Below are 23,354 nucleotides of genomic sequence, written 5' to 3' on the forward strand. Positions count from 1 at the left end.
AGACGACAAGCTGGGTTCCCTGGTTATGCAATATGAACCTAACAGGGGAAGCCTTCGTTGATCGGCCGAACGTAGCGCTCAAGACCTATGGCTCAGACGTCTCCTTCCAGCGTGCTTTCCTACCAAGGCGAGCTTTTCCGAAAAGGGCTGCACTTGCTGGCGCTTAGTATCCCTATTGGCATGCTGCACGTAACGCGTCCAACAGCCCTCGTAATACTTTGGCCCCTTGCGCTGGCAGCCTTAGGTGCTGACCTGCTTCGGGCCTTTTGGCCAGCCTTTCATCGCCTCATCCAAAAGCTCTTCGGCTATATGATGCGTCCGGAGGAGCTTCCGGCCAATCGTACCGTCGTGATCAACGGTGCTAGCTGGGTCCTGCTTTCCAGTGCTCTGCTAGCTACACTTTTCCCCCTCCCCCTAGCCGCTACAGCCTTTGCCATTTTTATGGTCGGCGATGCGGCTGCAGCCGTAATCGGTCTTCGCTTTGGTCGCCACCACTGGCCAGGCAGTCATCGCACGATTGAAGGATCGCTGGCTTTTTTTGGTGCCGCCCTGATCACAGCCAGCTTCTTTCCCATACCTTTTATGCACGGTTTGGCAGCTGCCTTACTGGCCACCGCATTGGAAGTGCTGCCGCTACCCCTCAACGACAACCTGCGCGTCCCCCTTGCCGTAGCCTTGCTACTTTGGGTGCTACAGTAGCGCATTGATTCCAACAGAAAAATTACGTAGGCTTCAGCTGTCCTTAACCTCACTGGATCGGTTAAAGCCATGGATATTGGCCTTGGGTTACTCCTACTGGTCGTTTCGGCTTACGCGCAACCCACGCCACTGCTTATCAACGTAGAGGGCCGGCAAACCACATCGCTCCATGGAAGCTGGGCAGCGATTGTCGACCCTTTTGACGTCGGCTACCGTACCTACCGTAACACGCCCGATCCTCATGGTTTTTTTCGAAACCAACGGCCGCAGCACCCAGCCGATCGCATTGAGTACAGCTTCGAGGAAGCACCACGCCTTGAAGTGCCTGGCGATTGGAACAGCCAGCGCGCCGAACTGCTTTTCTACGAAGGTACCGTCTGGTATCAGCGCACTTTCTCCTACACGCTCCCTGCCGACCGGCGACTGTTTCTGTACTTTGGCGCAGCCAACTACGAAGCTATCGTTTGGCTTAACGGCCAAGAATTAGGACGCCATGAAGGGGGCTTTACCCCGTTCAATTTTGAGATTACGCAGCGCGTTCGCAACGGCAAAAACGACCTGGTGGTTTATGTGAACAACCGCCGCCGTCCTGATGGCGTGCCCACCGACAACATGGACTGGTGGAACTATGGGGGGCTGACGCGCCATGTGCTCCTGATCGAAACGCCCCGCACGTTTGTGCGCGACTATTTTGTGCAACTCGATCCTGCAGACCCCACCTACCTTGCCGGTTGGGTGCAGCTTGACGGCCCAGAACGTACGCTTGCGGTAACGCTGCAGCTGCCTGAGCTGGGGTTATCGCACACGATCCAGCCCGATACCAACGGTCGGGGTACGTTCCGGCTGCGCACTCCCGACAATATAGAGCACTGGAGCCCCGAACATCCCCGACGCTACCGGGTCGAACTCATCACCCCTTACGAAACTCTGATAGACACCATCGGCTTTCGAACCATCGAAGCCCGGGGCACACAACTCTTACTAAACGGGCGTCCCATCTTCTTACGTGGCATCTCGATCCACGAAGAAGCTCCTTTTGCAGGACGACGGGCTTTCTCTGAAGAAGACGCGCGCGTGCTGCTGGGCTGGGCGCGTGAGCTAGGCTGCAATTTTGTGCGGTTGGCCCACTATCCACACAACGAAGCGATGGTGCGCACAGCCGAGGCTATGGGGCTGCTGGTATGGGCAGAAATTCCGGTTTACTGGACCATCCAATGGGATAATCCGCGTACACTGGCCCTGGCCAAACAGCAGCTTCAGGAGATGATCACGCGCGATAAAAACCGTGCAGCCGTCATCTTTTGGTCGGTAGCCAATGAAACGCCCCGGGGGGAAGCACGCTTACATTTCCTACAAACGCTTATCGAAGAAGCACGCCGTCTAGATCCTACACGACTGGTAACAGCCGCACTCGAGCACCGCTACATCAACGATTCCACAATCGTGATCGACGACGAGCTGGGTGCCTACTTGGACGTACTGGGCAATAACGAATACATTGGTTGGTACGACGGCCCACCAGAAAAAGCCGACCGCATTGTGTGGCAAAGCGTCTACAACAAACCGCTGATCATGAGTGAGTGGGGTGGCGATGCCCGCGCCGGCTATCACGGATCGCCCCAGCAAATCTGGACCGAGGAGTACCAGGCCCAGCTCTATCGGCATCAAATCGCTATGCTGCAACGCATTCCATTCCTTGTGGGTACCTCACCCTGGATTCTGAAGGATTTCCGTTCTCCACGACGCCCTTTGCCGAAAATTCAAGACTACTGGAACCGCAAAGGCGTTATCTCGGATCGCGGGCAGCGCAAGCAAGCCTTTTATGTATTACAAGCCTTCTATCATGAACTGGCCCAAAAGGCTATAGGCAGCACGCCTTAAATCTCATGGCCCTATATGAAAACCGGTGTGCCATGGCTTCGCTATCCGGTACTTTTACTTCACGGCTTAGGTGCCCTTCCCCTGATAGGCCGTCAAGGCCAGCTTGAGCCTATAGCGCGTTTTTTATGCCGCTATGGCATTCGAGCCTATGCCCCCGTAGTCGCTCCTTATGCCCCCATTGCGCAACGCGCCCATTTCTGGAGACGTCATCTGCAAGCCCTTCTAGAAACAACGCGTGCACCTAAAGTACACCTGATTGCTCATTCTATGGGCGGACTGGACGCCCGTTACCTCATCAGTTGCCTAGATGGTTATCGGCACGTGACCGCGCTTATTACGCTTTCAACCCCCCATCACGGCTCTTCACTAGCATACTTGCTGCTGCAGCGTCCTGCACTCACCCAACGTTTGGTTGCCCAACTGGCGCACCGCTTAAGTCATTGGGTGCTCCCTGAAGCACCTGCCGCCTTACTGGAAGCGCTGGAGTGCTTGACTCCTGCTTACGTCACCGAGATCTTCAACCCACAGGTGCCTAATCATCCTGACGTGCACTATATCTCTTGGGCGGGCATGGCTGGACCCAGCACCAATGTGCCCATTACCCCTTGCATTGCACCCCTAGCTCGATACATCTATCGGCACGAAGGACGCAACGATGGCTACGTAGCGGTGCGCAGTGCCCGCTGGGGTCGTTTTATGGGGACGCTGCCGGCCGATCACCTACGCCAAATCGGTCTTCACCTAGGGCCCGGCGCACCTTTCAATGCAAAAACCTTTTTTCTTTATCTCTGCCAGTGGCTCCACCATACCCTAGAAGCTGCCATAGACTAGATGCAACCATGCTACCCAAACTCTTTGCTGGGGCTGTTTTACTGCTAACTTTTGCCCTCTCTGGACAAGCGCAGCCGCGACAGACCTGGACCATAGAGGACATTTTGCAGCAAGAAACGCTCTCGGACCTAGAAATCTCGCCCGATGGCAAGCGGCTGCTTTGGACGCGCCGCAAAGCGAACCTAGAAAAGGATCGCTTTGAAACCGACTTGTTTCTGACCTATCTCGATCGCAAAGGACCTGACGGACTACCCTTAACCGTACAACTTACCCGCAGCGGCGACAACCAGCATGGGCGCTGGAGCCCCAACGGGCGCTATATCGCCTTTCTCTCTTCCCGAAAGACCAGCGAAAATGACAAGGCCGCAGGACGCCAGCTTTGGCTACTAGACACCTTCGGCGGAGAACCCTATCGTCTAACCGAACTAGAGGTACCGGTAACAGACTTTGCCTGGCGTGATAGCTCGCGCATCATTCTTGCCGCTCGCGAAACGATCACGTTCAGCGAACAGCAGCGCAAAAAACAAAAAGACGACGCCCAGGCCGTCGAAGACACGACGGAGTTTTACCCGGTTCGGCTTTTTAGCCTATCGCTTAGCTCCAAAAAAATGGAACGTATCACAGAGAATACTGGCAAGATTTTGGAGTTTGCGATCGATCCTACCGGACGCTATATCGTCTACAGCATTGATCCCCATCCGGTCGATGCCGATGCGCGCCATCAGCCGCGCCAGTACTTGCTGGATCTTGAACGGCAGGAAACAGTCGAAATTTTCACCGAGCGCTATTTTGATCCGGAGCGGTTTCTTTGGGCGCTTGACGGCAAGGGCTTCTACGCTAGTGACGAATTTGCTTCTGACCCAGAAAACGAAGGTGCCGGAATCACCAAGCTGTACTACTTTGACCTAGCCACACGCACCTATGCCGAAGTGCCCTTAGCCTGGGAAGCAGGCGTGGGCTACGGTGGATACCAAGTGGCCGAAGGGGGCGTGCACGTGCAGCTTGCCCATGGCCCACGCATGCAATCTCGCTTCTATGCCCAAGGGGCCAATGGCTGGCAAGCCTATCCGGTTTCAGACGAACGCTTACACTACAGCACGTCTCTTCGCATTGGTCCTGATGGCCGCACCATCGCCTTTGTGTACTCTCGCGCAGATTCCCTACCTCAATACCTCGTAGGCACGTATCGCCAGGGACGGTTAAGCGAAGTGCGGCCTTTTGTACGGCTAAATGCCCAGCTGCAGAACCATCCCCTTCCCCGCGCGAAAGTCATTTACTGGGAGGGTGCCGAAGGCGACACGGTAAACGGTATTCTCTATGAGCCCTTCAACTATCAGCCAGGTCGCCGCTACCCCCTCATGGTGGTCATTCATGGAGGCCCCAGCAGCGTCGACCTGGATGCCTGGCGAGCGGACTGGACCGTCTATCCTCCGCTTTGGGCGCAGCGGGGTGCCTTTGTGCTGCGCCCTAACTATCACGGCAGCGGCCACCACGGACTGAAGTTCGTCGAATCTATTAAAGGCCGGTATTACGAACTGGAATTGCCCGACATCATCCGCGGCATTGAGCACCTGGTAAGCCAAGGGCTTGTCCATCCCGACTCCCTTGGCGTCATGGGTTGGTCCAATGGCGCTATCCTGACCATTGCCCTAACGGTCGCCTATCCTGAACGCTTTAAGGTGGCTATGCCGGGTGCTGGCAACGTGAACTGGATTTCAGACTATGGCAACTGTGCCTTTGGCGTACGCTTTGACGACTCCTATTTCGGGGGACCACCTTGGGAGCGCTTAGAGCACTATATTGCCAAAAGTCCGCTTTTTCGATTGGATCGGGTAGTTACCCCCACGCTCATCCATTTTGGAGACCAAGACACAGCCGTACCTACCGAACAGGGCTGGCAGCACTACCGGGCGCTCCAGCAACTGGGTAAAGCGCCTGTGCGCTTTCTGCTGTATCCCGGCGAACCCCATAGCTTCCAACGCCCCTCCCACCAGAAGCGCAAAATGGAAGAAGATCTGGCTTGGGCCGACATGTACCTATTTGGGCGCAACCCGATAGACTTACGGTTGCGCCAGCGTATCCTTCCCGAAGACGCTCCTTTGACGCTACGCTTGCGCGCTCGAGCTATCGCACGCACCAAAGACGGCCGCTATGGAGTAGAACATCAGGGGTTGCTGCTTCCGGAAATGATCATGCTAGGCGATACGCTACAAGTGAGCCGCTTTGAAATCACGCGGGCGCAGTTTCGTGCTTTCCATGCAGCCTATCCAGTACCGCCTGGAACCGAAAATTATCCGGCCAATGGTCTTTCGGCTGAGGAAGCCCAAGCCTACGTAGCCTGGCTGCGTCGCCAAACAGGCCAGCCCTATCGCTTACCGACAAAGCGGGAGCTGGAAAAACTCCAGCAGCTGGCTGGACCATCAGAGAACACGCTAACTTACTGGCTCGGCTACACACCCAATCCAGACGAGCACAAGCAACTGGAAGCAGTGCTTAGCACGATTCGACCTGACGAGCTGCTGATGCCGGTAGGCTCGCGTCCCCCTGGAAACGCCAAAGATCCCCAAGCACCCCTTTTGTACGATCTGGATGGCAACGTAGCCGAATGGGCTGTAGACGTGGGAGGTCGACTCATTCCCTGGGGTGCCTCAGCCGTAACCGCACGCGATCCCCGCACCGGGGAAACCCCTGCTTCACCCCCTGCCTTTATTGGGCTACGCGTGGTGCTTGCGCACCGCTGAACACCAGGGAAGCTTCTGCATGCCCATTGCCGGGAGGGCGCCGTGGCGCTCTTTCCAAAAATTCCGCAAGGTGATCGTGCTGCCGGCGAGCGTCTTCATAGCCGATCTCTAGTAATCGCGCAATATAATCCGGCTCAAATAGCATCATGCTAAGCGAGTCAGGCGTTTTCGTCTCGGTCGCGCCTAAGCCCCAAGTTAAAAAGCGAAGCGCCCCCTGCGTAGGTGGAGGATACTCGGCTGCTAGCTTGCCTAAGTCGACCGATGGCCTGAGGATCAAAAGCCGAACCGGCCGCAGCCCTTGCCGCTGATGTGGTGGAAGTTGCCGCACCAATCGGTTAATGCGCTCCAGCATGGCCGCATCTTGATCGAACGTGTCTAAAAAGATGGCATTGAGCAACATGCCCAGTATTTGTGCAGCCGGTGGATAACCCACCACATCAGGCGCGTTCCCCTCTTCCTGGGTGCGTTTATAACGTGTTGAAATGGCCAGGATTGCGTCGGCTCCTAAGTGAATCGCTGGGGCCAGCGGCGTGAGCAGGCTAATACCACCATCCCCATACCAAGCATCCCCCAGTCGAATGGCTGGAAAGACAAAAGGCAAGGCCGCTGAGGCTAAAATATGCTCAACGGTCAGCTCGGTTTGCACCCCACGGCGGTCGGGGCGCTCCCAGTTTTCAATGTTACGACCTTCGACCCAGGTGACCGACTGCCCCGTCGAGTAGTTCGTGGTTGTAACCGCAAAAGCACGTAGTGTACCTCGTTTTAGATTGAAGGCTACGCCGTGCAGCCGACCGTCTGTGGTTTGCAAGTGGCGTTTCAAAAAAGCCCGTAAAGGCGCATTATCCACCAAGCCGCGCAGCGTGTTTTCAGGCAAGGGCTGGTCGTCGTCCCGGGCGCGCCGAAGCAGCGTGCGCAACACCTGCCAGCGCGAAACGGGCGCCACGACATCTTCAAGACGCACGGCCCGCCAGGTTTGCACAAGCCGTTCAGCTGCCTCAGGGAACGTGCCGGTGTGGTTAGCGAGCTGGGCTGCATTGATAGCTCCTGCGGAAACGCCAGCCAAAATCGTAAATGCCCTGTCTGGAAATGCCTCAGCAACGTAACGAATGACGCCAGCCTGATACGCCGCACGCGCTCCACCACCACTAAGCACTAGCGCCCAGTCTCCTGCGTTTTCCTGCTGCCACCAGCGTCGCATGGCTTGCCAGAATGCCTGCCACATAACTTTGCTTTTGATGAGTATCGACGATACTATGTTAGGCAATAAGCCTCAATAGAAACTATAGGCAAACTGTCGAAGGGTTTCTATATTACACTGTATGTTGACTGTCTTATGGCTGCAACCACACTGTTTGCGTTGGCGCTGGCCCGCTTGCCTGAAGCCGATACAGCCACAGCAGGCTGGCTCGTACGGCATGTGTCGCGCTACGATGCCCTCCAACAGCATTCGCGCGAAAAGCTCCAGGAAGCCCTAGCCGACCGGCCGGCTTCGGCGCGCTTGGTTGCTTTTCTTTACAACACCAGCCTTATGGAACAGCAGCTGGCGCAAGCGCGCTCAGAGCTGGCGAATCTGATCACGCGGCGGATACGCGTCCTCACCCCCAGTGACCCCGCCTGGCCTGCAGGACTAGAAGCACTACCTCCCGAGTGGCGTCCTTTTTTGCTTTTCGCTTACGGTAACTTAGACGTGCTCGAGCAGCCTCGCATTGCCTTACTGGCTCGGCCACCGCTTTCGGAAAGTGCTTACGACCGGGCCCAAGACCTCGTGTTACATGCGATCGACGCGGGCTGCATTCCGGTTACTGGAGCAACTACGGGCTTCGACGTAGCCTTGCAGAAGCTCTGCCACAACGCTGCTCCACCTCGAGCTGCCATTATGGTGACCAACGCCGGCCTAGCCCAGTTGCTGCCGCCAATTCGTCCGGTCGCAACAGCCACGTTACGTGCTGGGGGACTTTTGCTGTCCCCATTTCTTATGGAGCAACCGCCCAGCGACACACGGGACGAACAACGGGCCCTAGTGCAAGCTGCACTAGCCCAGGCCGTAGTGTTTGTAGAACCCCGCGAGGAAACGCCAGAGCAACGGGCCCTTGAATGGGCCATTCAAGCCAATCGCCCTGTCTTTGGCATCAGTACCCGCACGCTGCCCGAAGTACATCCTGTCCGAGATGCGGTAGATTTTGAATGGGTCGTCGAAGCAGCCCGCCGCGCCCTGATGCCATCATGAAACCGCTGCTTCAGGTGTTATGGGTGTTTCTCGATGGGGTTGGCCTAGGGCCCGTGCATGCACGCAACCCCCTGAGCAGCTTTCGCTGGCCTGCTTTAATGGAACTTGCTGGTGGTCAAGCCTGGAGCCTAGAAACACGGCCACGCTTTGGTAGCACACAGCTTTTTTTGCCTATCGACGCTACCTTGGGCGTTGCAGGCTTGCCCCAAAGTGGCACTGGACAGGCCACGCTGCTAACCGGATTTAACTGTGCCCGCATCGCAGGCCGGCATTACGGACCCTATCCGCACTCACGCACACACAGCGTGCTAGCCCGCTACAACGTTTTTCGACGATTGCAAAACCGCCAGCGCAGCGTTGCCTTTGTCAATGCTTATCCCCCAACCTTTTTTACGCAGGCACGCATGCGCAATCGCTGGAATGTAACAGCACGCTGCTGCTTAGAGGCTGGTGTCATGCTTCGGGATCTGCAAGCCCTGGCGAAGGGAAACGCCCTAGCCGCCGATCTAACAGGACAAAGGCTCCGCGACGCCGGCTTTATGGTTACAGTCATTGATGAAACCCAAGCAGCCCACCGCCTGATGCATATAGCCACAAACCATGCCTTTACGCTATTGGAGTACTTTCTCACCGATCAGGCCGGCCATAGCCAAGATATGGCTGAAGCTTATCGCGTGCTTGCTTCACTGGATCGATTTTTTGCGGCGCTGCTGGACTTGCTGGACCCCAAGCAACAACTCTTGCTGGTCACCAGCGATCACGGCAATTTAGAAGACCTGCGTGCGCGCACGCACACACGCAACCCTGTACCGCTGGCAGCTTGGGGCCAAGGGGCTATGCATTTTCGGCATGCGCGTGATTTGCGCGACATCACACCTACAATTGTAGCCCTTCTTAAAGCAGCTAGGGCCTAGTAGCTTCAACAGCGGACTCAGCCTCAAGCAACCGTCCTGTGACAAGCTCCACCACCAGCCGGTCGGCTCCATACACATGGCGTAACGCTTCAAGCACGCCGCGACTGTCAACAGCTACAGCTCGGGCGCGCTCGGGCAGATAAAGATATTCAGCCGCCAGACCTTCCATATTGCTGTCAAACACCACGCCTACCAAGCGCAGATCGCGGTCAACCAGAGGCGAACCGGAGCTGCCCCCCGAAATATCGGTACTGGCCGCTAGGTTAAAGGGCGTAGCCCGCACAAAGGCTTCTGAAGGCGTTAGCCATCGGGCAGGCAGATTCCAGGGTCCACGTCCTTCAAAGCTGTAAAACCGGTCATAAAGCCCCAAAAACGTGGTAAACGCTGGCGCCAGCGTGCCGTTGTACGGATAGCCTTCGATGCGGCCATCGGCAATGCGCAGCGTTCCCGTGCCATCGGGCGGCACAAGGTGGCCGTAAACATGAAAACGCAACGCAGCTAGGCGGGCATTAAGATAGCGCTCCCGCGCCTCGAGCTGATCTAGTTGCTGCCCTAGCGTAAAGTATAGAGGTCCAAGCACTTCGATAACGGGCACAGAGGGGTCTTTGCTGCGCAGGTACCCTTCTTTGAGCAACCGGGCAAAACTACTGGAATCCTTAAGCGCACTGCGGGCTACCAGGTCGCGAGCTACTTCGGCCGGCGTGCGATTCCCCAAAAGCTGCTGCACACTTGGGTGCTGGAGCCCTAAATAGTCGCGCAGCTCTTCCAAGCGCGCCGTGATGTATCCCACCTCCACCGAATCGGGCCAGTCTCGAATTTGTAAGGCCTCTTTGCGCACTTCTTCTAGGCGTTCGGGTGAAACACCCCGCTGACGCATCAGCTCATAGGCATAGCCATAGAGGGCCCGCAGCAGAATATGTGAACTCAACAGCGTGCTGGAGCCGAAGAATTCAAAAGCAGCAGCCTGCGAGGCCGCTGCAGCCTTACTCCGCTGGAGTATCTCAAGCTGCGCAAACAGATTGCCATAGCGGTTGCGCAGCGAGTCGCTACGCATCATGGCTTGCCGCAGCGAATCTTCGGCAGCCTTTTTTCGGGCCAAAAGGTAGGCATCGCGCAAGCCTTCAAGCTGCCCTTCGGCAGCCTTGATCGCGTTCCTGATGGCAAAATACACGCTGCGCAATCCGTAGTGGTCGGCCGAATCGGGATACTGCTGCACATAGGTTTCCAACACACGCGCCCTTCGGCGCAACAGCCGAAGCCGCTGAGGCAACGTGTAGTCGCGCGCAAACGTAAGCTGACTGGCTGTGGTGTGGCGTTGCGTAGGCCCGGGATTGCCTATGGCAAAAACCAGCTGCCCCGCCTGAGCACCTTCCGTACTCCAGGGAAAATGCCATGGACTCTGCAGTGGCTGACCATGCGCATTATAGATGCGCAGAAAGCTGACGTCAAAGCTGTAGCGTGGATACGTAAAATTGTCAAAGTCACCGCCAAAATACCCAATGCGGAGCTCGGGCGTCATCACCAGCCGCACGTCGTAATAGCGACGCCAAGTATAAGCTGTATAACGCGCACCATAATAGAGGGATACGATCTCAACCTGCAGCGTGGTGTCTCGCCCTCGTGCTTCTGCGGTCAGTTGTTGCTTGAGACGCTCTATGCGACGATTACGTAGACGCTCTCGTTCTACGTCGTCGCGGATTTCATCTAAGCCGCGCACAATGGCTTCGGTTACGTCGCGAGCCTCTAGGAGCTGCTCTGCATACACGCCGGGCAATCGTCGCTCGTCGCCAAGCGAATCGGCATAGAAACCCTGCTCCAGCAAGGCCTCGCCAGGGCGCTCAATGCGGTCGAGACTCTCCCAGGTGCAGTGATGATTGGTTACCACCAGTCCATGAGGCGAAACGAAAGCCCCCGTACAGCGGCCGCTTTCAAAAACCAGGCGCAACGTTCCCAGGCGAGCTTGGGCCAACCAGGCCGAATCGGGCCGAAAACCATAGGTTGTCTCCCAATAGTCCAGAGGGGGATTTTCAAACGTCCAGAGCCGCCCCCAATCGAAACGCCCAGCACGTACGGTATCGGGTATCCGCTCATCCGAAGCCTCTGCGCGTACCGAAGCTGAAGTCGTATCGACTTCGGTTACCAGCGGCGGCACGTCAACCAGTCGCGCCGTCTCACGCGGACCAGCGCAGCGCAGGCTCAGGAGGCCCAGCGTAAAGCTGAGCCCCCAAAGCCCTAAGCGATGTGCTATAGCAGATTTCACGGTGCCTTCTGGCTCATGCGCGCATCGGCTTCCTCTTCAGTGCCGACCACCTCCCCGGTGGTCAGTTCCAGCACCAAACGATCAGCATCATAGATCTCGTCAAGCGCCTCCAAGATGCCTCGCACGTCGACTGCCACTGCCCGCATGCCTCGATCGGGCAGATAGATGTAATCGGCGGGTAAGCTCTCGATGTTGCCATCAAAGACCAATCCCACCACTTCAAGCTTGGCGTTAATGACAGGAGAGCCCGAGTTGCCGCCGATAATGTCGGCCGTAGCCACAAAGTTCAGCGGGGTAGAACGGTCAAAGGTCTCTGAGGGATGGAGCCAGCGCTCCGGCAGCGTCCAATCGGTGGCTGGGCCAAAAGCGTAGTAGCGGTCGTACAACCCGTAAAACGTTGTGTATGGGGGCGCTAGCGTGCCGTTGTAGGTGTAGCCTTTGACCACCCCATCGGCAATGCGCAACGAAAAGGTAGCATCGGGAGGTACAGCAGTACCATAGACCTCGTAACGCGCCCGTCCAAGCTGGCTGGCGATCTCCTGCTGCTGCGCGGAGATCCCTGCCCAGGCGCTCTGGAACGCTTGGAAACGTGGCCATACTGCTGCAACCAAGGCAACGGCCGGATCCTCCAGCGTAAGCGTGCCAGAGGCCAGCGCCTGCGCCGCTTGCGCCGAATCGGCCAAGACCGAATGGGCCACAATGTGCTGGGCAACCTCTTCAGGATCCCGCCCCTGCAGGATTTGCTGCACTACTGGACTACTGGCTCCAAAGTAATGCACAAAGTCCTCTAGGCGCGCTTTGAGGTAGCGCCATTGCACACCTTTGGGCTGGTCTTCAACGCTAAGGATCTGCTGGCGCAGCTCAGCGAGCATCTCCTCCGAAGCTCCAACCTGCTTTCGGCTAGCGTAGATAAACGCCAAAATAGCGCGGCGCTCCACCGTACTGCTTAGGCTACTGCCCGGGTTAAATCCGAGAAAAGCCTGAAGCTCCGTCGCATACGTGCGCTGCTGACGAACGAGCTCAGCCATTCGGTCAAATAGGGGATCATAGGTTTGCGCCAATGTTGAATCGCGCTGCAACGCTTCGCGAAAGCGACGCTCCGCATCACGCCGCCGGGCAATAATGTAAGGATCCCGCAGGCCTTTAACACGGCCTGTGTAGAGCTTTTCGGCATTGCTGAGCGAGAAAATTTCATTGCGCACCTGCTCACGCTCCGAGCCCTCGGGTAGCCCTTGTAGGTGCTCCTGAAGAGCAGCCATGCGCGTCTGGATCAACCGCAAAATGGCTGGCTCCAGCACATCGCGCCGGAACTCAAGTTGCGCCACGGTTTGCAAGCGACTCGTGGAACCAGGGTTACCGATCACAAAAACAGCATCCCCTTCTTTAACCCCTTCCTGGCTCCAGCGAAAGTAATGTGGCGTGCGCATTGGCCGGCCATTTTCGTCGTAGACCCGGAAAAACGTCACATCGAGCGCATAGCGCGGATAGGTAAAATTGTCCGGATCGCCACCAAAGTATCCCAATTGTAACTCAGGTGCCATTACCAACCGCAAGTCGCGATAGCGCCGGAAAATATACGCTGAGTATTTTGCGCCGTTGTAAAGCGAGATAACCTCGACTACATAGCCTGCTTCCTCACCGCCTTTTTCTTCCAAAAGGCGTTGCTCAAGCGCTTCAATGGCTTGCTGGCGGGCCATAGCCCGCTCGGCATCGGTCTCAGCGCCTTCCAGTGCCGCATAGACTTCATGAGTCACGTCCCGGATTTCAATGAGCTGGTCGACATAGTAGTCCTCAGCCCGGCGCTCTTCGGCAAGGGAACGGGCATAAAATCCATGGTCTAGCAGGTTTTCTCCGGGCTGACTGACTGCTACAATGGCTTCGCGGGCGCAGTGGTGGTTGGTCATCACCAAACCATTAGGCGACACAAAAGAGGCAGAGCAGTTCGGCAAGCGAAGTGCCCCTAAACGTGCCTCGCGAAACCAGTTCGAATCGGGACGAAAACCATAGGCTTCGGCAAAATAGGCGATCGGCGGATCTTCAAACGTCCACATCTTGCCGTTGTCAAAACGCCCAGCCTGCACGGTGTCGGAAGCCAACACAGCTGCTCCCGACGCCAGCACCTCAGGTACTACGGCAGGAGGTGGGGGCGCCGTGGAAGAAACCGCAGGAACAGTAGCAGAGGGACGACTGCTTGCGCATCCCCAAAACCAGATCAGGCTCAGGATGAGTAGCCCATCTACGCGTTTCATGGTCTTGCAACAATAGTTCATCGAAAGCTCTGAGCAGCGTATTGGAACCTGCCCAACAACTGGAATATATTTAAGGGCAATGTGTAAAGCACGCGAAAGTGGCGGAACTGGTAGACGCGCGAGACTTAGGATCTCGTGGCCGCAAGGCCGTGGGGGTTCGAGTCCCCCCTTTCGCACAACCAGTCTTTTAAACAGCCTCCAGCGCCTGCTCTAGATCTAAGATCAGATCCGCTGGATGCTCGATCCCTACAGAAAGCCGCACAAGATTTTCTCGAATCCCAATACGCCGCTGCTCTTCAGGGGGGACATCGGCATGCGTCATCGTCGCCGGATGCTCGGCCAGCGATTCAGTGCCTCCTAAGCTAACTGCTAGCTTAATCAGCTTCAGGCAATTTAGAAATCGGAAGGCTTCGGCCTCTCCTCCCCGAATTTCAAACGAAATCATGGCACCTGGGCTTTCACACTGGCGCTGAAAGACCTCCCACTGGGGGTCACTCGGCTGCAAATGGCCCAGATAGTAGACTTTTTCTACCTTGGGGTGCTCAGCCAGAAAGTCGGCCACGCGATGGGCATTACGGGCTTGCCGCTCCATGCGAATTTTGAGGGTTTCTAAGCTGCGCAGCAGCAGCCAACCTGTCCACGGCTCGGCCATTGAACCGGTAAACGTACGCGTGGCCTTAATCGCCTTGACAAGCTCACTTTTGCCCAAAACAGCTCCAGCAATAACGTCACTGTGGCCCCCAATGTACTTGGTCGCCGAATAGAGCACAAGATCAGCCCCATGCTTAAGCGGATGCTGCCAAAGCGGCCCCAAAAAGGTGTTGTCGACCAGGAGCAATGCGGGCCGCGCTGATTGCCCCAAGTCTCGAGTAATGCGTGCACAAGCTTGGAGATCCACAAGCCGATTGGTCGGGTTGGCCGGTGTTTCGACATACAGTACCCGAATCCGGTCAGCTATTCCCGCCGCCGCAATGCGCGCGCGGATTTCCTCCTCCGAAGCTCCAGCTAGAAAACCCACAGGCTGAATACCCCACTCGGGTAAGATGCGTTTGATCAGGTAGTCGGTACCTCCATAGAGTGGCTCACTGTGCAGCACCACATCGCCAGGACGCAAAAACGTGAGCAGTGTCGTACAAATGGCAGCCATGCCGCTCTGAAAGACGGCAGCTTCTTCAGCTTCATCCCAAAGCGTAAGCCGATCTTCGAGAATTTCGAGATCGGGATTATTCAAACGGCTATAGATGAGCCCAAGCTGCTCCGCCCGCTGCGGCTCACGCAATCCATAGGCCAGCTCGAAAAAGCGTTTACCCTCTTCTGCAGACTGAAAAACAAACGTCGAAGTTTGAAAGATAGGGCACTTGAGCGCTCCTTCCGACCATTCGGGTCGGTAGCCGTAACTCATCATTAAGCTTTCCGGGTGCAAACGATGGCCGTTAATTTCAGCCGGCCATTTGGGTCTGGGTCTACGCGGCATAACTTCAACTGGGTTTATATAAAACGAATCTGGAACCGCTTCCAATAAAATACAAAAACATTCCTTTGCTGCACGTTTATTGTGCCAGTTTGTTGTATTCCGACAAATGTGCGGGGTCCAGGTTGCTTAGCAACACAAAAGCCTCCTGCTGAAAGCGCGACCCCAAAAACACTGCAGCTAGCTCTTGATACTTGGCGGCAAAAAACAAGTCCATCATATATGATCGGGCCAATTCTTGGTTTAGCCGTTCTATGGTGCGTAGCGTTTCGAGAATGGCTGCCCGTGCTTGATCAGGATCTTGTAGGAAATGGTCTAAGCCGTTAAAGTGATACTGAAAATAGGCCTGACGTAGCGGTCGGTATCGCGGATCAAGTAATTGGGTAATCAAAGCTACCCGGCTTCGATCGTCTCCTATCGGGTTCCAACCACTGTTTGCGGCAGTTTGGGCTAGATCAGCAATTCGCCGTGCCCGCTCAAACAGCGGTGTGCCGCCCAGTTCACTAAACGTATCGTAATCGTAACCCAGCATCACCAGCGCGTAGAAATCCAGTACCGAGCTTAACGGGTCAAAGCGTTCTGGATTGTAAATCAGCGGCGTGCCTTGCGGGTATTCGAACTCCCAGTTTGGATCGCTGAGTTGCAGCACCGTTGTGTATTGCAGCGTGCCATAAATAGGTCGGCGTGTAGCCAGCACCAGGCGTGCCCGAAAGCGCGTAAGCGTGACTGCCTCTTCAAAAAAGACCTGCAGGGTACAATCAACCCGCTCGATATCCTGAAACGCGTCGTCTGTCCAGCGCCGCTCGTTTAGGTAGCGCCGGATTTGGTCCTCCAGCTCACGCAAGTAATTGTACTGTGAGCCTTGAAGCTTTTGATAGTTGACCGAAACCGTACAGTTCAGCTCTTGTGCCCGCACGCCAGTTACACTGGCAATGCCGAGCAGCAAAAGCCACATCCCTATCCATTGGTATAAGCGCATCCAAGCCATAGCGCGGTATCGTACGGTTACTTGTGGCGTGGGTTTCCCAAAAGAATTGCGCCAAATTAGACTTTCACCACACCGTAAGGTGTGTCTTCTTAAAAGGGTCATGTTGAAACAGGTGCACATCTGGCTTTTGGTGGTGGCTACGCTAGGATGGGCGGGAATCACTCACGCGCAAACGCTCGAAGGCGGTGCGCGGGCTGTAGCCCTGGCCGGTGCGACAACGGCGCTGAGTGCCGAGGTTTGGGCGCACGCAAACCCTGCTTCCTGGGCAGGCTGCCAGCGCCCTATGCTGTCCTTCATGGTCAGCCAGGCCTACGGTCTAGAGGCGTTGCGCTTAGGCGCAGTCACCTATGTGCATCCAACCTCGCCGGCAACGTTTGCCCTTGGTGTCCGTACGTTTGGCTTTGAAGATTTTCGGGAAACGCACCTGTGGCTCGGCTTGGCCAAGGCTTTCTATCCGGCAAGCCGGCGGCCGCTACGCCTTGGGCTGAGCTTGCGCTACCAGCACGTTGCCCTCACACGCTACGGCTCGGCAGGGGTTGTAGGCATATGGGGAGGCCTGCAGGCTGAAGTTTTCCCTTGGTTGGCCCTAGGTTTGGCAGCAACCAACGTCAATGCCCCGCGCTGGGCTGGACGCGAAGCGCTACCCCAAACGTTGGCTATAGGCTTGGCTTACCAGCCCTCAAACCGTTTCCAGCTTCTACTTGATGTACTGCAGACCATGCGTTTTGCGCCTGACTTTCGCGTCGGCATCGAGGTCTGGGCACTGCCGGTCTTGGCCCTGCGGGCCGGTAGTGGGTCGCTCCCTGAACGTTTTACAGCAGGTTTTGGCATTGCCCTTGGAGCCCTAGAGGCCGACATCGCCGCTGAACATCATGCGCAGCTGGGCTGGTCGCCAGCGCTTTCCCTTTCCCTTCGGCTCTAAAAGGCTGCTATGCGCTGTTTGCGTCTGCTGCTGCCTGCTCTTTTTGTCCTGCCGGCAATAGCCCAGCCGGCTGACACCCTGCAACGCTTGCTCGAAGAAGCCTTCGAAGGAGCAGTTATCGATCCAGAAGGACTCGAAGCCCTAGCCGCCTGGCTCGAAGAGCTCCGCCAGCAACCCCTTAACGTTAACACGGCTACAGCCGAAGCGCTGGCGCAGCTTCCCGGATTTTCCCTCGTGCTAGCCCATCGCCTGGTACGTTACCGTCAGCAGCATGGCCCGTGGCAAAACCTCGAAGAGCTGCTGCACATCGAGGGTTTTTCTCCGGAGTTACTAGAACGACTGCGGCCCTTCCTGACGGTACATCCCCCTCCCTCCCCACAACGGTTGACAGGCTACCTCCTCCAGCGGCTCGACTATGATCCTGAGGCCCACCAGGAAGCTTATCTTGGCCCTCCCTATCGTCTGCAAACGCGTTTGCACCTGAGCTACAAGGCATTGCGGGCTGGCCTGACGCTAGAAAACGACCCCGGTGAACCGTTGCGCTGGGATCCTGAAAGGCGCACTTATGGCTTCGACCACACGGTAGGGTTTCTGCTTTTTGAAGGCAGCGGTATCCTACGCCGGCTCATTCTAGGGGATTTTAGCGTGCGCTGGGGGTTAGGGCTTACGCTTTGGTCGCTCCCTGCCATCGACAGCTATCAGGCCGCAGCCCGTACCCCACTGCGCCAGGGGTCAGGCCTTACCCCCTATAGCGGAACCGACGAGACCCGCTTTTTCCGCGGCCTGGCCGTCATGTTCACTTTAGCCCCTAGCGTATCGCTGGCTGCCTTTGCCTCGCGACGCTGGCTTGACGCACGCCTAGACACAGTGGCAACCCCTTTCTTAAGCATCGTAAGCCTGCCAGCTTCTGGCTTGCATCGCACACCTGCAGAACAAAGCCGTAAAAGCCAGGTCCGGGCTGATGTAAAGGGTGGTGCACTTTTGGTCACCAAAGCCACACTCTCAGCAGGACTGGTGGTCTACGAAGTTCGTTGGAGCTCGCCTCTGGAGCCTACCCCTGCCCTTTATCAGCGCCATGCTTGGCGCGGCCGGGTGGCCCAAGCAGCTGGAGCCTTTGGACAAATCGCACTCAGACAAGCCCTGCTGGGCGTAGAAATTGCAGCTACAGCAGGACGACCGCTCGGCTTGAGTGGCCACTTATCAGGCTCGCTGGGGCGCTTTGCACAAGCTACACTGGCTTTTCGTCATTTTCCAACACGCTTTGTTAGCCTTTATGGCGATCCGTTCGATACCCGCAGCGGCCCCCCAAGCGGGGAAACAGGCCTCTATGGCGGCCTAGAACTCCTGCTCGATCCAGCCTGGCAACTCCAGCTCGCCGTCGATCATTACCGTCACCTGTGGCCCCGTTACGGGATGTTTTGGCCTGCTAGTGGCCAGGTGCGTTGGATACAGCTCCGTTACCGGCCACGTCCCTGGCTGGAAAGCTCCCTGCAACTTCGCCTGCACCAGAGCATTCGCCGCATCGAAGCCGCTGGACCAGCCGGGTCGTTGCTTGAAACTACCCTACCATTGCATTATTTGGCCCTCCGTTGGCAAGGTAGTTATACCTTCAGTCCTACCGTGCACCTTAAGACACGCCTTGAATACGTACAGCGCACCGACAGCACAACAGGTCGAGGATGGCTGCTGCAACACCTGCTTCGCTGGCAACCAATCCCGCCCATCGAGCTCGATGCCCAGCTCACGTTTTTCAACACAACGCCTTCCTTAGTGCTCTACACGCTGGAACCCAGCCTGCGCTACAGCACCGCACTGAGCGCCTTAACGAGCCAAGGGCAGCGCATGCTACTGCGCCTGCAGCTTAGGCCACTGCGACAAGCACGCCTTCAGGTCCGTTACGGAATCACCCAACCCTTAACTGGAACCCCTAAACGCCTGTGGCAATTCCTCGCCCAATGGCAACTGGATTAAGTGCTGCTTCGAAAAGCCGATCTTTTTCCAAAAAGAACTTTCCAGTATCGCTATGCCTCCCCCTAAGCCCAAACTGCTGGCCGTCGAAGACAACCCAGAGACGCGCATCTTGCTACGCTATCTCCTCCAAGATCAATTCGAGGTATTGCTGGCAGCTACCTTCGACGAGGCGCTTCGGCTGGCTCAAGAGGCCACGGCTGAAATTCTTTTGCTGGACATTAACCTGGGCGAAACACGCACCGGTGTCGATTTACTCCGTGAGTTACGCACCAAGTTTTCGTATCGCGACACTCCGGCTATTGCTTTTACGGCCTATGCGCGCCCCGAAGACCGGCATCAATTCTTAGAATCTGGATTCGACGAATACTTAACCAAGCCGTTTACCCGCAAGCAGCTTCTTGAAGCCATTGCTGCTGCCCTTTACCGCCGCCGATCCTGAATTTTTAGCTGAGCTTTGATCCATTCGGTTGCTACAGCGTACGGTTGATAAAACGATCCCTGCCCCGGTGATGCCCCGCTTTCTACTGGTGTTCTTGTTGGCATGGATGGGTTGCCAACTATCGCGCTCCTACGAAATGCGCGGCCGCATTGTGGGTTTTGGTGACGATGGCCGTACGGTGTTTATCGCCCATGAAGCCGTTCCTGGCTACATGCCTGCAATGACCATGCCCTTTCATACGGTCGATACCACTGCGCTCCAAAGCCTATCGCTGGGCGATGCCGTTCAGTTCACTTTTCATGTAACACGCGACAGCTCGTGGATCACCAACATCCGGCGCCTTCCCCCAGGCACTTCGCTTACTTTGGCCGAGGGCGAGCGACCTACGCTCCATGGGCTTCCGCTATTAGAAGAAGGTGACCCGCTCCCTGGGGTTACACTCCTTACCCAGGACAGCACCACGCTACGTACAACCGATTTGAAAGGCCAGGCCGTAGTACTAACTTTTATTTATACCCGATGCCCAGTGCCAGACTTTTGTCCCCGCATGTCTGAAAACTTTCAAAAACTCCAAACCCTCGTACAACAACACTTCCCAGGACGCGCACGCCTGCTGACCATCAGTTTCGATCCAGCCCACGATACCCCTGCAGTGTTGCGCCGCTACGCGCAACGCTATACGACCGACACGCAAAGCTGGACGTTTGCCACCGGCGACACCACAACCATTCGTCAGCTAGCCACGCAGTTTGGCGTGCACTACCAGGACGAAGGGGTTGAAATCGTACACAACCTTTCGACGGCACTCATTACACCCGATGGCCGCATTGCACGCATCTGGCGAGGCAATCGCTGGAAACCTGAAGACGTATTGCAAACCCTCGCAGAAGTGCTCCAATCAGAGTAAACTCAGCGCCACACCGTCTGCCAGCGGCCCTCTCGTACCCGATAAGCGGCCCCCCACCGCAAATCCACCCGCACATAAGAAAACAAACGGCTTTGCACCCCTATACCGCCCCCTAGGCTAAACATCGGCTCACTGGAAGGGCCACGGAGTGGCTGTAGGGTTTCGGCAAAGCCATACAGGTAAAGCGCCTCAAGGTAGATCGGCAGCAACACCAAGCCATTATCTACAAACCATAGCGGCATCGTGCTCAGCAGCCCGGCGCGGCCAAACAGGCCGCGCTCTAGATAGGCATCTTCTTCCCCACGCGGCAAAAACGTAGTCAGGGTATAAATTCCCCCACGGTTTTGCCAAAGCAGGCCGACATCCAAACGCAGACTTACGTTCGCCCACGCAAACCATGGCACATACAGGTAAAGACGCGACATGTAGGCTTGGCGGACCGGCAACCTGCTGCGCTTAAGATCCCACAGCGCCCGCGTAGTCCAGCTCATGCCTTGGTTAGGCATGAGGTCGCGCCAGTTTTGCTGCAGGCGAAAGCTGAGGGTAACGATTGGCTCCAGCATCCACCGCGTATCGGTCAGCAAAGCAGGGCTCCTCGGCTGCGTGTGCGCAAAAAGCCGCTCGTACTCGTACCGCCCCAGCAGGGTCAAAAGCGCCCAGCTGTTATAGACGTTAGACTCAAAAAGCACAGGCAAATTAGCCACCAGCGCTGCTCCACGCCGCTCTCGCCCAACGCGCCAAAGCGACCCATCAGGCCGACGCACCAACGCGGTTGACGGCAAATCGTAGAGGTAAAGCCCAGGCCGAAAAGGCAACCCTCCATAAGCTAGCCAAAAATCTCCCCAAAGCCGGTCTTGCCGGTAAAAGCCTTGCACCTGGTAAGCCCAGCGCTTTAAGGGATCGGTACCCGCAAGCCCTAGTCCCCCACCCCAACCCAATCCTCTACCATAACCTTCTGCATCTTTTTGGGCTAGGGCAAAGATCGGATAAGCAAGACGTGGACGCATCAGGTAGCGCCAAGAGCGATAAGGTCGAATTTCAGACGCCAAATGAGGACTCACAGTGCCCTCCAACCGAGCGTCGACCAGTGCAAAGGGCTCTAGCCATGCCGATGGCACCTCCAAGGCACCCTCAGGCGCAAACGGAATGCGCACAAGCTCATAGCGCTCGTGCTGGTAGTGGATAAAAGCCAGCCATCTGCCATCGGGAGAGAGGGTCGGCTCTAGAGCACCAAAGGGCACATTGGTTAGCCGCAACACGCGACCCGTAGCGATTTCGAGCGCGTACAGGTTCGGCACGCTATCGGGATCAGCCGTAAACAGCAGCCAACGACCGTCCTCGCTCCAACTCACGTCGTAAATGGCCCCCTGGCGAAAAGCTAGCCAAGGACGGAGTAGAAACCGACCTCCGGCGCCTATACGGGCCTCAAAGAGACCTTGCCGACCTTGCTGGTGCAGTAGCACTGCCACACGATCACCAGTAGGCGACGGGGCAAGCTGTAGAAAGAACACGGCGTCAAACGCTAAAAGCGGCTCAACACGGCCATCGGGCTTGATCCGTACCCACTGGTTGTGACTTCCTACGTTCTGCAAGGCCCAAATCGAACCGTCTGGTGCTGGAACAGGGGCATAAACACGTCCGCCCCGTGTCAGCTGCTCAATGTGGCCGTCCAGCGCAAGCCGGTACACTTCAGCAGTTAGGCGTCCAGAGAGTAAGACATCGGGTACGTAGCGAGCTACGAGCAAAGCTTTACGGTCGGGCACCAAGGCATACCGATAGTCTTCGGTAGCAGTAAAAGCCCGAAGACGCACCATCTGGCCTGTTTCAACATCGATTTGATAATAGCCCGGGCGTGTTCGGTAACCCTGAGCATAAACGACCAACGTGCGCGCATCCAGCCAATAAGGCCGACGTAAAATCAGCCCGGGCGCTGAGCGAATGATCTCCACAGCGGTGAACGGCCCACGCGCCTTCAATTCGGCTTGGAGCTGCGCGCGTGTCCTTTCACGAAACTGCCGTCCCAGCGTAGCTGGAAACGTTCGCGTACCATACCAAAAGGCCACGCCAAAACCGGTGAGCGGCATTCGGTGGAACCAACGCGCACTGCGCCCAAAAAAATCGGCGTGCCCATTTTCCTGGAGATAAGCATACAGATGCCCGCCTCCTTTGTAGTGCCGATCAAAGGGCCAAGTATACGCCGGAGCTTCTAAAAGCTGAGCCAACCGCCAAGGTTGCCTAGAAGCCATAGCAGCCCGAAACTCCATGGCAAAGAACGGAAAGTGCAACCGCCCTGCCCCTCCTTCGAACTGGCTTTCGTAATGCACCGCGATGCCTTCTGCAAAGCCTGGAGGCGTGCTAAGGTTGAGCAGCCGACTCCAGTCCGGCCCGATCCACCGCAGCAGGCCACCTATGCCCATTCCAGCGTTGATTTCTGCATGGGCCGCATGTACCAGCTCATGCGGCCCAACCGCATCCAGCCATGAACGAGCCGTCGGCGCTAGCGTCAACCCTCGCAACCGAGCCGCATCGATCTCTTGGCGATACGGCAGGGGGGAAACCCACCCGTTGCCGCGATCCCGATAATCGTTGAGAATTACAGGCACGCGAAACGCACGCTGCACGCCTACCTGCGCCCGAACGCTGTCGTAATGCATTTCCAGTAGGACGGCTAGCCGCTGGGCTTCCAGCAGGCGGCCTTCTTGAAAGATGACTTCAAAAGGTCCGTGCTGCAGCACTTGGTAGCGCACCCCAGAAGGTCGGTAGGTAACCTCATACCACTGCGCTGTAGCCTTGTGCACGATGCTCCACAGCAACACGCCAATCACTACGCTATATCGAACCGCAAGCTGCATGG

16 protein-coding genes and 1 tRNA gene are annotated in these 23,354 nt (G+C 56.7%); 11 read left to right on the top strand and 6 right to left on the bottom strand.

Going from position 1 to position 23,354, the window contains the following annotated elements:
- Positions 1-87 precede the first annotated feature (87 nt).
- From J8E65_RS10070 to J8E65_RS10085, 4 genes are all read left to right on the top strand, one after another.
- Entirely contained in the window at positions 88-699 is a 612-nt protein-coding gene (locus J8E65_RS10070) for a diacylglycerol/polyprenol kinase family protein (RefSeq protein ID WP_210375621.1), read from the top strand.
- A 69-nt stretch (positions 700-768) separates the two neighbouring features.
- Positions 769-2,580 carry a glycoside hydrolase family 2 protein gene (locus tag J8E65_RS10075; RefSeq protein ID WP_210375622.1) on the top strand — a complete coding sequence of 604 codons (1,812 nt, stop codon included), beginning with the start codon at positions 769-771 and terminating at the stop codon, positions 2,578-2,580.
- Between the two features lie 15 nt (positions 2,581-2,595).
- Positions 2,596-3,411, top strand: a complete 816-nt coding sequence (locus J8E65_RS10080; RefSeq protein WP_210375623.1) for an esterase/lipase family protein — start codon at positions 2,596-2,598, stop codon at positions 3,409-3,411.
- Positions 3,412-3,419: 8 nt separating this feature from the next.
- Positions 3,420-6,152, top strand: coding sequence for a S9 family peptidase (locus J8E65_RS10085; protein WP_210375624.1), 2,733 nt, complete (start codon positions 3,420-3,422; stop codon positions 6,150-6,152).
- On the opposite strand, the gene J8E65_RS10090 is transcribed toward J8E65_RS10085, so the two are convergent.
- Entirely contained in the window at positions 6,118-7,350 is a 1,233-nt protein-coding gene (locus J8E65_RS10090) for a patatin-like phospholipase family protein (RefSeq protein WP_210375625.1), read from the bottom strand. The genes J8E65_RS10085 and J8E65_RS10090 overlap by 35 nt on opposite strands.
- A gap of 135 nt (positions 7,351-7,485) precedes the next feature.
- Between J8E65_RS10090 and J8E65_RS10095 the strand changes: the two genes are divergently transcribed.
- The gene (locus J8E65_RS10095; protein WP_210375626.1) at positions 7,486-8,379 is read left to right on the top strand and encodes a DNA-processing protein DprA; all 894 of its coding nucleotides are present in this window, start codon (positions 7,486-7,488) and stop codon (positions 8,377-8,379) included.
- Entirely contained in the window at positions 8,376-9,293 is a 918-nt protein-coding gene (locus J8E65_RS10100; RefSeq protein ID WP_210375627.1) for an alkaline phosphatase family protein, read from the top strand. Before J8E65_RS10095 ends, J8E65_RS10100 begins: the two co-directional genes overlap by 4 nt.
- On the opposite strand, the gene J8E65_RS10105 is transcribed toward J8E65_RS10100, so the two are convergent.
- Positions 9,283-11,553 (bottom strand): S46 family peptidase, encoded by a 2,271-nt coding sequence (locus tag J8E65_RS10105; RefSeq protein ID WP_341481760.1) that lies wholly within the window; start codon positions 11,551-11,553, stop codon positions 9,283-9,285. The genes J8E65_RS10100 and J8E65_RS10105 overlap by 11 nt on opposite strands.
- Positions 11,550-13,802: a S46 family peptidase gene (locus J8E65_RS10110; protein ID WP_210375628.1), complete on the bottom strand. Its 2,253-nt coding sequence runs from the start codon at positions 13,800-13,802 to the stop codon at positions 11,550-11,552. Before J8E65_RS10110 ends, J8E65_RS10105 begins: the two co-directional genes overlap by 4 nt.
- A gap of 92 nt (positions 13,803-13,894) precedes the next feature.
- On the opposite strand from J8E65_RS10110, the gene J8E65_RS10115 reads away from it, so the two are divergent.
- Positions 13,895-13,978: transfer RNA gene (locus tag J8E65_RS10115), tRNA-Leu, on the top strand.
- A gap of 11 nt (positions 13,979-13,989) precedes the next feature.
- On the opposite strand, the gene J8E65_RS10120 is transcribed toward J8E65_RS10115, so the two are convergent.
- Together J8E65_RS10120 and porD are read right to left on the bottom strand one after the other, a co-directional pair.
- Complete coding sequence (locus J8E65_RS10120) at positions 13,990-15,276, bottom strand: cystathionine gamma-synthase family protein (protein WP_210375629.1); 1,287 nt, start codon at positions 15,274-15,276, stop codon at positions 13,990-13,992.
- A gap of 76 nt (positions 15,277-15,352) precedes the next feature.
- Positions 15,353-16,261 carry a type IX secretion system protein PorD gene (gene porD / locus J8E65_RS10125; protein ID WP_210375630.1) on the bottom strand — a complete coding sequence of 303 codons (909 nt, stop codon included), beginning with the start codon at positions 16,259-16,261 and terminating at the stop codon, positions 15,353-15,355.
- Positions 16,262-16,361: 100 nt separating this feature from the next.
- On the opposite strand from porD, the gene J8E65_RS10130 reads away from it, so the two are divergent.
- From J8E65_RS10130 to J8E65_RS10145, 4 genes are all read left to right on the top strand, one after another.
- Positions 16,362-17,183 carry a hypothetical protein gene (locus J8E65_RS10130; RefSeq protein ID WP_210375631.1) on the top strand — a complete coding sequence of 274 codons (822 nt, stop codon included), beginning with the start codon at positions 16,362-16,364 and terminating at the stop codon, positions 17,181-17,183.
- Between the two features lie 9 nt (positions 17,184-17,192).
- Positions 17,193-19,154, top strand: a complete 1,962-nt coding sequence (locus J8E65_RS10135; protein WP_210375632.1) for a ComEA family DNA-binding protein — start codon at positions 17,193-17,195, stop codon at positions 19,152-19,154.
- Positions 19,155-19,206: 52 nt separating this feature from the next.
- Positions 19,207-19,593, top strand: a complete 387-nt coding sequence (locus tag J8E65_RS10140) for a response regulator (protein WP_210375633.1) — start codon at positions 19,207-19,209, stop codon at positions 19,591-19,593.
- A gap of 70 nt (positions 19,594-19,663) precedes the next feature.
- A complete protein-coding gene (locus tag J8E65_RS10145) occupies positions 19,664-20,500 on the top strand; it encodes an SCO family protein (protein WP_210375634.1) in 837 nt (278 codons plus the stop codon).
- A gap of 2 nt (positions 20,501-20,502) precedes the next feature.
- Here J8E65_RS10145 and J8E65_RS10150 read toward each other — a convergent pair whose 3' ends face one another.
- The gene (locus J8E65_RS10150) at positions 20,503-23,352 is read right to left on the bottom strand and encodes a TolB-like translocation protein (protein WP_210375635.1); all 2,850 of its coding nucleotides are present in this window, start codon (positions 23,350-23,352) and stop codon (positions 20,503-20,505) included.
- Between the last annotated feature and the right edge of the window lie 2 nt (positions 23,353-23,354).

This window comes from Rhodothermus bifroesti (assembly GCF_017908595.1).
GTDB lineage: Bacteria > Bacteroidota > Rhodothermia > Rhodothermales > Rhodothermaceae > Rhodothermus > Rhodothermus bifroesti.